At 63.3% G+C, this 14,850-nt stretch carries 10 protein-coding genes, 1 pseudogene and 2 riboswitches; of the genes and pseudogenes, 5 read left to right on the forward strand and 6 right to left on the reverse strand.

Annotated features, from left to right (window positions below; translation table 11 throughout):
• Positions 1-159: 159 nt before the first annotated feature.
• Positions 160-432, reverse strand: coding sequence for a DUF2312 domain-containing protein (locus JQ574_RS29460; RefSeq protein WP_079600063.1), 273 nt, complete (start codon positions 430-432; stop codon positions 160-162).
• A gap of 336 nt (positions 433-768) precedes the next feature.
• Positions 769-1,071: a DUF1244 domain-containing protein gene (locus JQ574_RS29465; protein WP_212207638.1), complete on the reverse strand. Its 303-nt coding sequence runs from the start codon at positions 1,069-1,071 to the stop codon at positions 769-771.
• A 195-nt stretch (positions 1,072-1,266) separates the two neighbouring features.
• On the opposite strand from JQ574_RS29465, the gene JQ574_RS29470 reads away from it, so the two are divergent.
• Entirely contained in the window at positions 1,267-1,851 is a 585-nt protein-coding gene (locus JQ574_RS29470; protein WP_212032877.1) for a DUF1036 domain-containing protein, read from the forward strand.
• Positions 1,848-3,284, forward strand: a complete 1,437-nt coding sequence (gene pyk, locus JQ574_RS29475) for a pyruvate kinase (protein WP_212207637.1) — start codon at positions 1,848-1,850, stop codon at positions 3,282-3,284. Before JQ574_RS29470 ends, pyk begins: the two co-directional genes overlap by 4 nt.
• A gap of 133 nt (positions 3,285-3,417) precedes the next feature.
• Here pyk and JQ574_RS29480 read toward each other — a convergent pair.
• Positions 3,418-3,842: pseudogene (locus JQ574_RS29480) on the reverse strand (OsmC family protein).
• 126 nt (positions 3,843-3,968) lie between these two features.
• Positions 3,969-4,643 carry a TetR/AcrR family transcriptional regulator gene (locus JQ574_RS29485; protein WP_192736811.1) on the reverse strand — a complete coding sequence of 225 codons (675 nt, stop codon included), beginning with the start codon at positions 4,641-4,643 and terminating at the stop codon, positions 3,969-3,971.
• Positions 4,644-4,908: 265 nt separating this feature from the next.
• On the opposite strand from JQ574_RS29485, the gene JQ574_RS29490 reads away from it, so the two are divergent.
• Together JQ574_RS29490 and JQ574_RS29495 are read left to right on the forward strand one after the other, a co-directional pair.
• On the forward strand, positions 4,909-5,886 hold the full coding sequence (locus JQ574_RS29490) for a phosphatase PAP2 family protein (protein WP_212207636.1): 978 nt from the start codon (positions 4,909-4,911) through the stop codon (positions 5,884-5,886).
• Positions 5,887-6,089: 203 nt separating this feature from the next.
• Positions 6,090-7,604 carry a hypothetical protein gene (locus JQ574_RS29495; protein ID WP_212207635.1) on the forward strand — a complete coding sequence of 505 codons (1,515 nt, stop codon included), beginning with the start codon at positions 6,090-6,092 and terminating at the stop codon, positions 7,602-7,604.
• 10 nt (positions 7,605-7,614) lie between these two features.
• Here JQ574_RS29495 and JQ574_RS29500 read toward each other — a convergent pair whose 3' ends face one another.
• Both JQ574_RS29500 and JQ574_RS29505 read right to left on the reverse strand, forming a co-directional pair.
• Positions 7,615-8,742 carry a ribonucleotide-diphosphate reductase subunit beta gene (locus JQ574_RS29500; protein ID WP_212207808.1) on the reverse strand — a complete coding sequence of 376 codons (1,128 nt, stop codon included), beginning with the start codon at positions 8,740-8,742 and terminating at the stop codon, positions 7,615-7,617.
• A 25-nt stretch (positions 8,743-8,767) separates the two neighbouring features.
• Positions 8,768-11,683: a ribonucleoside-diphosphate reductase subunit alpha gene (locus JQ574_RS29505; protein ID WP_212207634.1), complete on the reverse strand. Its 2,916-nt coding sequence runs from the start codon at positions 11,681-11,683 to the stop codon at positions 8,768-8,770.
• A 114-nt stretch (positions 11,684-11,797) separates the two neighbouring features.
• Positions 11,798-12,015, reverse strand: a riboswitch (cobalamin riboswitch).
• A gap of 122 nt (positions 12,016-12,137) precedes the next feature.
• A riboswitch (cobalamin riboswitch) is annotated at positions 12,138-12,339 on the forward strand.
• Positions 12,340-12,446: 107 nt separating this feature from the next.
• Between JQ574_RS29505 and metE the strand changes: the two genes are divergently transcribed.
• A complete protein-coding gene (metE, locus tag JQ574_RS29510; RefSeq protein ID WP_212207633.1) occupies positions 12,447-14,828 on the forward strand; it encodes a 5-methyltetrahydropteroyltriglutamate--homocysteine S-methyltransferase in 2,382 nt (793 codons plus the stop codon).
• The last annotated feature ends 22 nt before the right edge of the window (positions 14,829-14,850 follow it).

Here is a 14,850-nt window from a genome sequence, read left to right on the forward strand (position 1 = left end):
GGCAGCCTAACAGAGGCGAGGCCGCGGCCCAAGCTGGTTTGCGCCGGAAATGCCTGCTGGAGCGTTTTCCAGCGAAGTGGACGCCGGTTCGCGTCAGGAAAACGCGTCAACCCCAGAGTCCCGTTCCGATTCCATCGGAACAGGACTCTGGCTGGCGGCTCACAGCATCCCGAGCGCCTGCATGTAGGTTTCCAGAATCGTCTCCTGCTCGGCGCGCTCATTGGCGTCCTGCTTGCGCAGGCGAACGATGGTGCGCAGTGCCTTGACGTCGTAACCGTTGCCCTTGGCTTCGGCATAGACGTCGCGGATATCGTCGGAGATCGTCTTCTTTTCCTCTTCCAGCCGTTCGATGCGCTCGACGATGGCCTTGAGCTGGTCTTTTGCGAATTTCGTCGCGGGTTCTTCCTGGACGGCGGCGGCAGAGGTGGCCATCGGGTACTCCTGAGTGGAACTGAATGGGTGGGCTGAAAGATCAAGCGCCGCACGCTTCACCGCGCGGCGCTTTCTGAGATTGACCCTCAAGAGTGCGGCGCCTTGCGTCAAGGCACCATCGCGCTCATCCACAGCGCGCCCACAGGAAGGTAGGAGTGGTGCCGGCGCACTTTCCCTTCTCCCCTTGTGGGAGAAGGTGGCGCGAAGCGCCGGATGAGGGGTCTCTATCCTCAAACTCGAATCTTACCGTGAGGAGAGAACCCCTCACCCGTCTTCGTTTCGCGAAGCCACCCTCTCCCACAAGGGGAGAGGGGAAGGGCAGCGCGCGCCGACGCTCTAATGCCCGCTATGGGTCTTCTTCATCGCCTCCAGCTGCTCGGGACTGGCGCTGCCCTGAAACTTCGACTTCCAGGTCTCATAGGGCATGCCGTAGACCGCCTCGCGGCTCTCATCCTTGCTGATCGCCACGCCCTTGCCGTCGGCCTCTTCCTTCATCCAGTTCGACAGGCAGTTGCGGCAGAAGCCGGCCAGGTTCATCAGGTCGATGTTCTGGACGTCGGTCCGGGTGCGGAGGTGCTCGACCAGGCGGCGGAAAACGGCGGCTTCCAGTTCTGTTCTGGTTTTGTCGTCAATTGTCATGGTTTAGTCCCGCGGGGTTGTTCCTGAGCATATTGATATCAGGTGGGAATTGTCACAGATTTTGCCATATCGGCGCGCAAACCAGCACCGGACCGGTTAATCCGGACGTCCCGCATCGTGGGAAACGCGCCTGCCGGGCGTTGACAGCTCCCGCCGGGCAAGCGAAATCGTCAATGATTTGATATAGCTTCGCATATGATCGGAACAGATTCTCTGCCTTCACGCCCCTTCCCCGCTCGCCTGACCACCGGCCTCCTGCCGGCGCTGGCGTTGGCGGTGATGGGCCTGTGGAACAGTTCGGCGGCCGCTGACTTTCGCCTCTGCAACAACACCTCGAGCCGGGTCGGCATCGCGCTCGGCTACAAGGACGCCGAGGGCTGGACCACCGAGGGCTGGTGGAACGTCTCCTCGCGCAGTTGCGAGACGCTGCTGCGCGGAACGCTTGTCGCACGGTTCTATTATATTTACGCGCTCGACTATGACCGCGGCGGCGAATGGTCGGGGCAGGCCTTCATGTGTTCGCGAGACAAGGAATTCACCATCAAGGGTACCGAGAATTGCCTGGCGCGCGGTTTTGACCGCACCGGGTTCTTCGAGGTCGACACCGGCGAACAGAGAGCATGGACCGTGCAATTGACCGAAGCCAATGAACAACCCGCGCAGCAGCGCGTGCCGGGGATTCCGGGAACGGTCGGTCCCGGTGGTGTGCCGGGTCTGTCGCCTGGCGGACCGCCTCAAGGCGGATCCGGGCAGCCGCCAGCTTCGGCGCCCAAGCAATGAGGCGTCTCCGTCGGATCAAGATCCTCGCCACCCTCGGCCCGGCATCGTCGGACAGCGCGATGATTCGCAAGCTGTTCGAGGCCGGTGCCGATGTGTTCCGCATCAATATGAGCCACACCTCGCACGACAAGATGCGCGAACTGGTCACGACCATTCGCAATGTCGAGTCCAGCTACGGCCGGCCGATCGGCATCCTGGTCGACCTGCAAGGACCGAAGCTGCGTCTTGGCTCGTTCAATGAAGGCGCCACCCAGCTCAAGAACGGCCAGAACTTTGTTCTGGATTCCGACAAGGCGCCGGGCGACAACAGCCGCGTCCAGCTTCCGCATCCGGAAATCCTGGCGGCGTTGCGGCCGGGTCACGCCTTGCTGCTCGACGACGGCAAGGTGCGGCTGATTGCCGAGGAAACCTCGCCCGATCGCGCCGTGACGCGGGTGGTGATCGGCGGCAAGATGTCGGACCGCAAGGGCGTCAGCCTGCCCGACACCGACCTGCCGGTCTCGGCGATGACGCCGAAGGATCGCGCCGATCTCGAAGCCGCGGTGACGACCGGGATCGACTGGGTCGCGCTCTCCTTTGTGCAGCGCGCCGAGGACGTCAATGAGGCCAAGCGGCTGATCCGCGGCCGCGCCGCTGTGATGGCCAAGATCGAAAAGCCGCAGGCGATCGACCGGCTCGGCGAAATCCTCGAGGTCTCCGACGCGCTGATGGTGGCGCGCGGCGATCTCGGCGTCGAATTGCCGCTGGAGCGGGTGCCCAGTCTTCAAAAGCAAATGACGCGGATGGCACGGCGCGCCGGCAAGCCGGTGGTGATCGCAACGCAAATGCTGGAATCGATGATCCAGGCGCCGGTGCCGACGCGCGCCGAAGTCTCCGACGTCGCGACCGCGGTCTATGAAGGCGCCGACGCCATCATGCTGTCGGCGGAATCCGCCGCCGGCAAATTCCCGGTCGAGGCGGTCTCGACCATGAACCGCATCGGCGAGGAAGTGGAGCGCGATCCGACCTATCGCTCGGTGCTGACGGCGCAGCGGCCCGAGCCGGAGCAGACGGTCGGCGACGCCATCGCGGACGCCGCACGGCAGATCGCCGAGACGCTGGAATTGTCCGCGATCATCTGCTGGACCAGTTCGGGCTCGACCGCGATCCGCGTGGCGCGCGAACGGCCGAAGCCGCCGGTGGTGGCGATTACGCCGAACCTGGTGACGGGGCGCAAATTGTCCGTCGTGTGGGGCGTGCATTGCGTGGTCGCGGAAGACGCGCACGACCAGGACGACATGGTCGATCGCGCCGGCTCGATTGCGTTCCGCGACGGCTTCGCCAAGGCGGGCCAGCGCGTGATCATCGTCGCCGGCGTGCCGCTCGGCATCGCCGGCACCACCAACATGGTGCGCATCGCCTATGTCGGCCCGGATGGCAAAGCGGATAAGTGACGGCGTGCCGTCATTCCGGGATGGTCCGAAGGACCAGCCTCAGGGGCGCAATTGCGCCCCGGGGAATCTCGAGATTCCCCGATGTGCAATTGCACATCTGAGATTCGCGCTTTCGCGCGCCCCGGAATGACAGCTAAGCAAGCGTCGCGTCCAGCGTGATTTTCGTGTTCAGCAATTTCGACACCGGACAGCCGGCTTTTGCCTTGCCCGCGAGTTCCTCGAACTTCGCCTTGTCGGCGCCAGGAATTTTCGCATTCAATGTCAGGTGCACCGAGGTGATGGCAAAGCCATCGCCCTGCTTTTCCAGCGTCACGTCGGCTTGGTTTCCATCTGCTCGGCGGTGAGCTTGGCTTCGCCGAGGATCAGCGACAGCGCCATGGTAAAGCAGGCGGCGTGCGCGGCGCCGATCAATTCTTCCGGGTTCGAGCCCGGCTTGCCCTCGAAGCGGCTGGCGAAACCGTAGGGATAGTCGTTCAGCGCGCCGCTCTTGGTCGAGATTGCGCCCTTGCCGTCCTTGATGCCGCCCTGCCATTTGGCCGAGCCTGATGTCGTCGTCATGGAATGCTCCTTCACCGGTGAATAACCGATCACGCGCAATCTGGCGGATGGTTGCGTCAGAGCGATGTCAATTGCCGGTGATATCCGCGCAAAACGCGTTCCGCGTTTGTCGCGAGGGATCATGCCCTACGCGCCGACCAGCGCCTTGGCCGGCAGCACCGCCTGCACCACGAGGCCGCGGGCGCGGGCGTCCATAACGCCGACCGCGCGTAGCGCCAATAGCGTCACGGTCTGCACGGCGTCGCGCAGTTTTGCGGAATCGTCCATATTGTCAGGGGCCAGCGGGCCGACCAGCGCCTCGTGCAATGCGCCGAGCAGTGCGGTGGCGGCGAGCGCGGTATCCTGCGCCGGCAGATGTCCGGCACGCACGGCCGCCTCGATCCTTGCTGCGATCTCGCCGGAGATTTCGCGGCGGCTGGCGAGCCGCGAAGCCGACACGTCGACATCGACCGGCTCCGCCAGAATCCCCCAGGCGAGCTTGCGCTGCGACAGCACATGGACGGCGACCGTCGTGACCGCCGCGGCCAGTGCCGAGGACGGCCCGGGCGCCGCCTCCGCCGCGCGGCGGATCGCGGCCAGTTCGTCGCGCGAAACTTCGGCGATCAATTCGGAAATCAGTTCGGCCTTGGAGGGGAAATAGCGATAGACGGTTCCGGCCGCGACATTGGCGCGGACCGCCACGGGGGCGATCTGCACCGCCGCCATGCCGCCGTCCGCCGCAGCGTCCCGCGCCGCCGCCAGAATGGCGCTGCGCCGCGCCGCCAGCCGTTTCACCACTTGCTGGGTTCGCCGATAGACCATGGCGCGCTTCCCCATCCCCGGCGCGTCCGCACCCGGGAGGGGTTGCAAGATCGCGCTGCGTCTTCAATGTTTTGAACGATTGTCCCCAATCGCTTTGAAGAACTGAACAACTATTCAGGCCTGTTGACAAGAAGCAAATATGACGGCCTCGGGGGCAAATGGCCGCTGAACGCAGGGTCCAATTGGTGGGCCGATAACCATAGCCGTTTCCCGAATATTAAGCCTTCCCGCGCAACTGTGCCGCTACAACCTCGCAGGGTGCGGCATGGTCAATTCGAACGCTTTCACGGCCTGGCGGCTGTTTCAGCTGAACTGGATTCCGATTGCCGCCATGGGCGCCGTGGTGCTGCTCGGGGGCGCGCTCTGCGGTTTCACGATGAAACCGCTCGCGCTTGCCGTTACTCTTGGAATCGTCGCGGCATTGGCGCTGATCGCCTACCTCTATGCCTTCGCCAAGGGCGATCAGGCGGATCCCAAGCTGATCTTTCCGCTGGGGGCGATTTCCCAGCTGCTGTTGATCGCGACGATCATGGGGCCGCTGACCTACGTCGCTGCTGTGACCAACTGGCCGCTGCAGGACCGCGCCTTGCTCGCGATCGATCGCGCCATGGGCATGGATCCGGAAATGATCGCGCGATACGTCAACGATCGTGAATGGCTGGGCGCTTTGCTGGTGCGCAGCTACACCCTGATCAAGATCATCCTGGTCGCGATCCCGCTGGTCCTTGCCCTGACATCGCGTTTTGTGCGGCTGCAGGTGTTCGTGCTTGCGTTCAGCCTGACACTGATCATGACGCTCGTGATTTCGACGTTCACGCCGGCGGTCGGAACCTACTACGGCCTCAACATCGACCCTGCGCAATTCTCGTCGCTCGATGCCTCGATGTATCAGGCGCAGCTGCGCGACATCCTGGCGCTGCGCGATGGCTCGCTGCGGCATCTCGAATTGCTCAAGATCACCGGCATCGTATCCTTCCCGAGCTTCCACGCGGCTTCCGCCGTGCTCTACATCTGGGCGCTTTGGCCAGTGCGCTATGTTGGAGGGGCCGCGGTCGTCCTCAATATCCTGATGATGGCTTCGACGCCGGTGATCGGCGCCCACTACATGATCGACGTGTTCGGCGGTGTCGCGCTGGCCGTGATCGGCATCTGCCTTGCCAAGTATCTCGTAAACATCGTGGCGCCCTCGTCGTCGACCGCGCAGGCTGCGCCGCAGATAGCCCTGGTGCCGGCATTGGATTAGGCCGCCATCGCCGTGCCTTGCGATGGTAAATTCTGACTAAAACGCGTGTCCGCCCGGTTAACGGCTTCTTCGCCAAAGAACATCATTGTCAGGCTCGTGAGCCTGCAATTCACGCAAAAATAGCGCGGCTATGGTCAGCTCGCGAAAATTCCTGCGGCACGCCGTGACTGTCACACCAACGCAAGAAGCCGGCCCAAAATCCGATGTCCATTTCCTTCGCCAATCCGACTGTTAATGACGCCAGCGTCCGCAGCCTCGGGCGCGTGCTGATTCCGCTGTTGACCGGGCTCGTCGCCTATCTGATCTTCCTGTCGCTCGGGGAAATCCTGCTGCGGGATTCCGACACGCTCTGGCAGATCAGGATCGGGCAGTGGATCGTCGAGCATGGCGCCGTGCCCTACACCGACGTTCATACCTTCACCCGGTTCGGCGAACCCTGGATGTCGAGCTCCTGGCTGTCCCAGGTGCTCTATGCCGTTTCCTATGAATCTTTGGGCTGGGCCGGCCCGGTCATCCTGACCTCGCTCGCGATCGGGGCGACGGTCACGATCTTCATGTACCTGTTTGCCGACTATCTCGACCCAACCCGCGCGATCCTGCTGGTCACGCTTGCGGTGCTGGAGTCGGCGACCCACTTCCTGGCACGCCCCCATATGCTGGCGTTCCCGTTCATGGTCGCGTTCCTCGGCGGGCTGCTGGCAGCCGCGGATCGCCGGAGCGCGCCGTCATGGTGGCTGCTGCCGGTGCTTGCGATCTGGGCCAATCTGCACGGCGGTTTTGTTCTCGGACTGGCACTGATCGGACCGATCGGCCTGGAAGCGCTTTGGACCTGCGAACGCAAGGACCGCATCAGGCTGATGATTCAATGGGCGATGTTCGGTGTTGCCGCCGTCGCGGCGTGCTGCTGCACCCCCTATGGCTGGAACACGCTGATCGGCGCGGCAAAAATCCTCAGCCTCGGCAAGCTGCTGTCCATGATCTGGGAATGGATGCCGGCCAACTTCGCCACCTGGAGCTTCTTCGAATTCACGCTGCTCGGCCTGATCGGTCTCGGCTTCTATCGAGGCCTCTCATTGTCGGTGCCGCGAATCATCCTGCTGCTCGGCCTGCTCTGGATGGCGCTGTCGCATTCCCGGAACATCGAAATCTTCGCCTTTATCGTGCCACTGGTCGTGGCCAAGCCGTTTGCCGAGCAGTTGGGAACGCTGCGCGCGGCGATGGTGCCCGCTCGGGAAGGACAGTCGCGGGCGCCTGTGATGCTTGCCGCGCTCGCGGTGGCAGTGGCCGGATGGGCATCGACGCAAGTGTTCATCGCGCACCACCCGTTCGCGTTCCTGTCGTCCCAGACCCCGGTCGCAGCGGTGGACGTCCTGCAGAAGCGGCAAGCTCAGCGCATCTTCAGCACGTCGCCGTTTGGCGGCTATCTGCTGTCGCGCGACATCAAGGCCTTCATCGACGGCCGCGCCGAACTCTACGGCGAACAGTTCGTCCTGGACTATTTCGACGCGGTCACCGCCAAGGACGTCAACATACTGCTCGCCACGCTCGACAAGTATCAGATCGACGCCACCTTGCTGGGGCCGGATTTGCCGGCCACCAGGGTGCTGGATCATATCGCGGGGTGGAAGCGGGTGTATGCGGACGACGTCGCCGTGATCCACGTCCGCGACGATCAGCGCAAGGCCGCTCCACCTTCCGCGCCGAGCTCGTCAAACTGACGCCCGGCTTTCACTCCCAGGTCAGCGCGCCACCGTTCTGATATTCAATGACGCGGGTCTCGAAGAAGTTCTTTTCCTTCTTCAGGTCCATCGCTTCGGACATCCACGGGAACGGGTTCTCGGTCTCGTCGAACACCCGCGCCAGCCCGAGCTGCGCGCAGCGGCGGTTGGCGATGAAGTGCATGTAAGTTTCGCACAAAGCCGCGTTCAGCCCGAGAAAGCCGCGCGGCATGGTATCCCGGCCATAGGCGGCTTCGAGTTCGGCCGCGGTGCGCACCATATCACGAACCTCGTCCTGGAACGCCTTGGTCCACAGATGCGGGTTCTCGATCTTGATCTGGTTGATGACGTCGATGCCGAAATTCAGGTGGATGGATTCGTCGCGCAGGATGTATTGGTACTGCTCGGCAATCCCCACCATCTTGTTGCGGCGGCCGAGCGACAGGATCTGGGCAAAGCCGGTGTAGAACCACATGCCCTCGAAGATCACATAGAAGGCGACGAGGTCGCGCAGGAACGCCTGGTCGGCCTCCGGCGTGCCGGTCTTGAAGTCGGGATCGTCGAGATGCTGGGTGTGCTTCAGCGCCCACGCCGCCTTGTCGGTAATCGACGGCACCTCGCGGTACATGTTGAACAGCTCGCCCTCGTCCAGGCCGAGGCTCTCCACGATGTACTGGAAGGTGTGGGTATGCACCGCTTCCTCGAAGGATTGCCGAAGCAGATATTGCCGGCATTCCGGATTGGTCAGATGGCGGTAGATCGCCAGCACGATGTTGTTGGCGACCAGGCTCTCGGATGCCGCGAAGAAGCCGAGATTGCGCTTGATGGCGCGGCGCTCGTCCTCGGTGAGGCCGTCGCGCGACTTCCATAACGCGATATCGGCCTGCATCGAGACTTCGGTCGGCATCCAGTGATTGTTGCAGCCGGCGAGATATTTCTCCCACGCCCACTTGTATTTCAGCGGCAGCAATTGATTGACGTCGGCGCGGCAATTGATCATCCGCTTGTCGTCGACCGACACACGGCCACCGCGGCGGTCGATGGTGCCGAGCCCGGTTTGATCGGCCTCGGCAGCGGATTGCGTCACGAAAGGCGGCGGCGCCTGACGCGGGGCTGATGGTTCGGACCAGTCGAGCATTGTCATTTCCTTTTCTTCTTGCTGCTTACTGGCAGGCTTCGCATTCGGGATTATCGATGGAGCACGCCACCGCACCGGACAGGTCCGGCGCGGTGGCGGCCAGCGGGACGATGATTGGGGCTGGAGCCATCATCGTCACGGAGGCGACACTGTTGAGCTTGCCGTCGGTGCCCTTGAGCGTGGACTTCTCGACATGCGTCGCGCTGCGCGAGCGCAAATAGTAAGTGGTCTTCAAGCCGCGGCTCCACGCCAGGCGATAGAGCGCGTCGAGCTTCTTGCCGGACGGGTTGGCGATGTAGAGGTTGAGCGACTGCGACTGGTCGATCCATTTCTGTCGCCGCGCCGCCGCCTCGATCAGCCAGGCGCTGTCGATCTCGAAGGAGGTGGCATAGAGCGCCTTGAGATCATCAGGGATGCGGTCGATCGAGCCGACGCTGCCGTCGAAATATTTGAGATCGTTGACCATCACCTCGTCCCACAACCCGCGCGCCTTGAGGTCGCGCACCAGAAACTCGTTCACGACGGTGAAGTCGCCGGACATGTTGGATTTGACATAGAGGTTCTGGTAGGCGGGCTCGATCGACTGCGCGACGCCGCAGATGTTGGAGATGGTCGCCGTCGGCGCGATCGCCATCACGTTGGAATTGCGCATGCCGGTCGATCTGACGCGCTCGCGCAAGCTGCCCCAATCGAGCGTCATGGAGCGGTCCATCGCGACGCCGCCGCGCGCTTCCGCCAACAGTTCGATCGAATCGATCGGCAGGATGCCCTGGCTCCACAGCGATCCGTCGAACGAGGGATAGCGGCCGCGCTCAGCGGCGAGATCGACCGAAGCCGAGATCGCGTAGTAGGAGATCGCCTCCATGCTGGTGTCGGCGAACGTCACGGCCGCATCGGAGGCGACAGCGATCCGCATCGCCTGCAGCGCATCCTGGAACCCCATCAACCCGAGGCCGACCGGACGGTGCCGCAGGTTGGAACGCCGCGCTTCCGGAATGGTGTAGAAATTGATGTCGATGACATCGTCGAGCATCCGCATCGCGATCGTCACGCTGTTCTTCAGCCGCGCCTCGTTCAGGCGGCCGCCCTGGATGTGATTGAGCAGGTTGATCGAGCCGAGATTGCAAACCGCGGTCTCGTCGTCCGAGGTGTTGAGCGTGATTTCGGTGCAGAGATTGGAGGAGTGGATGACGCCGGCATGGCGCTGCGGCGAACGGAGATTGCAAGGATCCTTGAACGTGATCCAGGGATGTCCGGTCTCGAACAGCATGGTCAGCATCTTGCGCCACAGGTCAGTGGCGCGGACCTGCTTGAAGACGCGGATTTCACCGCGCGCCGCCTTGGCCTCATAGGCGGCATAGCGTTCGGCGAATTTTGTGCCGTAGAGGTCGTGCAGGTCGGGCGTCTCGTCAGGCGAGAACAAGGTCCATTCGCCGTCGGTTTCGACGCGTTGCATGAACAGGTCAGGCACCCAGTTCGCGGTGTTCATGTCGTGGGTGCGGCGGCGGTCGTCGCCGGTGTTCTTGCGCAGATCGAGGAACTCCTCGATATCGATATGCCAGGTCTCGAGATAAGCGCAGACCGCGCCCTTGCGCTTGCCGCCCTGGTTGACCGCAATGGCCGTATCGTTGGCGACTTTCAGGAACGGCACCACGCCCTGGCTTTCACCATTGGTGCCCTTGATGTGGGCCCCAAGGCCGCGCACGCGGGTCCAGTCATTGCCGAGCCCGCCGGAATATTTCGCCAGCAGCGCGTTGTCCTTGACCGACTTGAAGATGCCGTCGAGATCATCCGCGATCGTGGTGAGGAAGCACGACGACAGTTGCGGCCGCAGCGTTCCCGAATTGAACAGCGTCGGCGTCGAAGCCATGAAGTCGAACGACGACAGCAGATCGTAAAACTCGATCGCGTGCGCCTCGCGATCGATCTCGCGGGTCGCAAGTCCCATCGCGACGCGCATGAAGAACGCCTGCGGCAGCTCGATGCGGTTGCCGCCTTCATGCAGGAAATAGCGGTCGTACAGCGTCTGCAGGCCGAGGAACTGAAACGCCAGATCGCGTTCCGGCTTCAGCGCCGCGGCGATTTTCTTCAGGTCGAAGCGCGCCAGATCCGGATCGAGCAACTCGGCCTTGATGCCGGTCTTGATATAGGCCGGGAAATATTCGCCGTAGCGCGTGGCCATGTCGGCCTGCGAGGCGTTGGTCGGCGCGCCATGCACGTAGGACAGCACTTCGGTGCGCAGCTTGTCGAGCAGCAGCCGCGCGCTCACGTACGCGTAGTTGGGCTCCTGCTCCACCAATGTCCGCGCGGCCATCACGGAAGCGAGCGCCAGTTCGTCCTGGCTGATGCCGTCGTAGATATTGCGCTGGGTTTCCGCGATGACAGGCACGGCGTCGACGCCATCAAGGCCGGCGCAGGCCTCGGCCACGATCAGCGCGAGCCGCGCGGTATCGAGCGGCGCTTTGGTGCCGTTCGCCAGCGTCACATGCAGCACGGGTCCTGCCGCAGACGTTGCCGATTTGGCGGCTTCCTGCTCGGCGCGCTGCCTGGTGCGCTCGTCGCGGTACAGCACATAGGCGCGCGCCACCTTGTGGTGCTCGCTGCGCATCAGCGCCAGTTCGACCTGGTCCTGCACGTCTTCGATGTGAAAGGTGCGGCCTTCGCTCATCCGGCGCGACAGCGCGCCGACGACCTCAGCGGTCAACTGTTCCACCACCTCGTGCACCCGGCGCGAGGCCGCCGCGGTGTGGCCCTCGACGGCGAGGAACGCCTTGGTCATCGCGACCGAGATCTTGCTGGAATCGAATTTCGAAACCGTGCCGTTGCGGCGGATCACCTGCATCGGAAGTTCGGCGTCCGGCGCGGCAAGCGTTTCGGGACGCAACTGGAACAAGGCAGCGGTTTTGGCTTCGAGAGAAATGAGACCGGAAGATTCGGACATCGGCAGACCCCGTGGTGTTGTTGAGGCCGGATGTCGTTGGGGACGCTGCATCGAATGCGCGGCGGCAAGCGCCGGCATGGATCTGCAAGCGACCGCCGGACACCCCGCCCGTGGACGTTTTTTCGGTGTCGCGGCAGGTCTCCTGGCTCGCAGGTCGTCGTTATTCCCTGTCTTCCCAATGCGAATCCGCATCAGTGACGTAAAGGCGGGAACAACTCACTGCTTACAGTTGCGGGGGCAGCGCCGGAATTTCGCGCCCTTTGGCGGTTCACCGGCTTCCCTCTTAGCCACCATGACTTGCGTCGTGATAGACCGTGACAACTACATCTGGTGCGATTTGGGCAATCGTGTCAATGGTGCGCTAGCCGAGCCTGCGAAAATTCTGGTTCACCCTGTTGAAGCTGTGAACAACCGCAACAAACGGCGATCGAGTTGACGGGCGCGCCGAGTTGCCAGTAAGTGGACGCGTCGTGGTTCTTCGGGATGGTTTTCCCGAAGCTAAGAGGGAAGCCGGTGTGAAGCCGGAGCTGCCCCCGCAACTGTAAGCGGCGAGCCGCTGTCCAACAAAGTCACTGAGACCCGCAACGGTTTTGGGAAGACCGGACAGCAGCATTGACCCGCGAGCCAGGAGACCTGCCTCGACAACATAAACGTCCTCGGGCGGGGTGTCCCGGTGGTGCGGTTGCGATTCCGCGCGCCTCCTGACGCCTGGAATCCAGACGTGTCACTTCGGCCTTTGCCCCCAACTTTTGGGGTTAAGCCAATGACTACTTCTACAGAATCGTCGTCCACAGCGACTGCTTCTACAAATTCCACCTCCTCACTTCCCGTCGCTTCGCTCGGCACGCCGCGCATCGGTCCGCGCCGCGAGCTGAAATTCGCGCTGGAGAGCTTCTGGTCGGGTACGACCGACGAGAAAGCCCTGATCGAGACCGGCATCGGGCTGCGCGCCGCCAACTGGGCGCGCCAGAAGAAGCTTGGTGTCAGCATCATCCCGTCCAACGACTTCTCGTTCTACGACCAGGTGCTCGACACCTGCGTGATGGTCGGCGCCATTCCGAAAAGCTACGGCTGGAACGGCGGCACGGTTCCACTCGCCACCTACTTCGCGATGGCGCGCGGCGCCCAAGGCGCGGCGCAGGATGCGGATTGCGGCCACGCCCACCACGACGCGGCCCACGGCGTGCCGGCGCTGGAGATGACAAAATGGTTCGACACCAATTACCACTACATGGTGCCGGAACTGGAGAAGGATCAGCAATTCATCCTCGCCTCGCGCAAGTCGATCGAGGAATATCTCGAAGCCAAAGCGCTCGGCTACCAGACCCGCCCGGTGCTGGTCGGCCCGGTGACGTTCCTCAAACTCGCCAAGTGCAAGGATGCGGGGTTCAACACGCTGTCGCTGCTAGACCGGTTGCTGCCGGTCTACATCGAGGTGCTGCGCGAACTCGCGAAAGCCGGCGCGGAATGGGTGCAGATCGACGAGCCGTGTCTGGTCCTCGACCTCGACGTCATCGCGCAGCAGGCGCTGCATTATGCCTATGCGGAAATCGCCAAGGCGGTGCCTGAGCTCAACATCATGCTGGCCACGTACTTTGGCGGGCTCGGCGCCAACCGCGACACAGCGATGGCACTGCCTGTCGCCGGCCTGCATCTCGATCTCGTGCGCGCGCCCGAGCAACTCGACGATCTCGCCGGTCTTCCAAAGGACCGCGTGCTGTCGCTCGGCATCATCGATGGCCGCAATATCTGGCGCACCGATCTGAGCCGGCTGCTCGACCAGCTGGAACCTGTGGTCAACAGGCTCGGCGGCGACCGCGTGCAGCTCGCGCCATCATGCTCGCTGCTGCACGTCCCGATCGACCTTGCGCTGGAAACCAGCCTCGATCCTGACGTGAAGAGCTGGCTGGCGTTTTCGGTGCAGAAGATCGAGGAACTGGCGGCGCTCGGAACGGCGTTGGCGTGCGGCCGCGTCCACGCCGACGCCATCCTGAAGGCCTCCGATGAAACCGCAGCCGCGCGCAAAGCTTCGCCGCGGATCCACGATGCCAAGGTGGCGGCGCGTGCCGCCGGCATCGATAGCGCGATGCGCCGCCGCATCAGCGCGTTTACCGATCGCGCCGGCGTGCAGCACAGCCGCTTCAACCTGCCGGCCTTCCCGACCACGACCATCGGCTCGTTCCCGCAGACCGCGGATGTCCGAAACGCCCGCGCCGCGCATGCCAAGGGCGCGCTGACCGACGACGCCTATAAACTCTATCTGCAGAACCAGACCGCGCGCGCGGTGCGCTGGCAGGAGAATATCGGGCTCGACGTGCTGGTTCATGGCGAGTTCGAGCGCAATGACATGGTGCAGTATTTCGGCGAGCAGCTCGCAGGCTTCGCCTTCACCGCGCATGGCTGGGTGCAATCCTATGGCTCGCGCTACGTCCGCCCGCCGGTGCTGTTCGGCGACGTGTCCCGCCCGAAACCGATGACGGTCGAATGGTGGCAATATGCGCAGTCGCTGACCAAGCGGCCGATGAAGGCGATGCTGACGGGGCCGGTGACGATTCTGAACTGGTCGTTCGTCCGCGACGACATCCCGCGTAGCGAAGCCTGCCGCCAGATCGCGCTGGCGATCCGCGACGAGGTCGCCGACCTCGAAGCCGCCGGTGCCGGGATGATACAGATCGACGAAGCGGCGCTGCGGGAGGGCCTGCCGCTGCGCCGGTCGGAGTGGAAGACTTACCTCGACTGGGCCGTGGACGCCTTCCGCATCTGTTCGTCGGGCGTACGCGACGACACCCAGATCCACACCCACATGTGTTATTCGGAGTTCAACGACATCATCGACGCGATCGGCGCGATGGATGCCGACGTGATCTCGATCGAGACCTCGCGCTCGAAGATGGAACTGCTCGACGCTTTCAGGAACTACCGCTATCCGAACGAAATCGGCCCCGGCGTCTACGACATCCATTCGCCGCGGGTGCCTGAAACCGCCGAGATAACCGACCTGCTCAAGCTGGCACGGCTGCGCCTTAGCGACGCCCAGCTCTGGATCAATCCGGATTGCGGATTGAAGACCCGGAAATGGGAAGAGGTGCGGCCCGCTCTGGTCAACATGGTCGCCGCCGCCCGCGAATTGCGAGCGCTCGCTTAAACGCCCGCCCCGTCTCTCATCC

This window comes from Bradyrhizobium sp. AUGA SZCCT0158, from assembly GCF_018130065.1.
Taxonomy (GTDB): Bacteria; Pseudomonadota; Alphaproteobacteria; order Rhizobiales; family Xanthobacteraceae; genus Bradyrhizobium.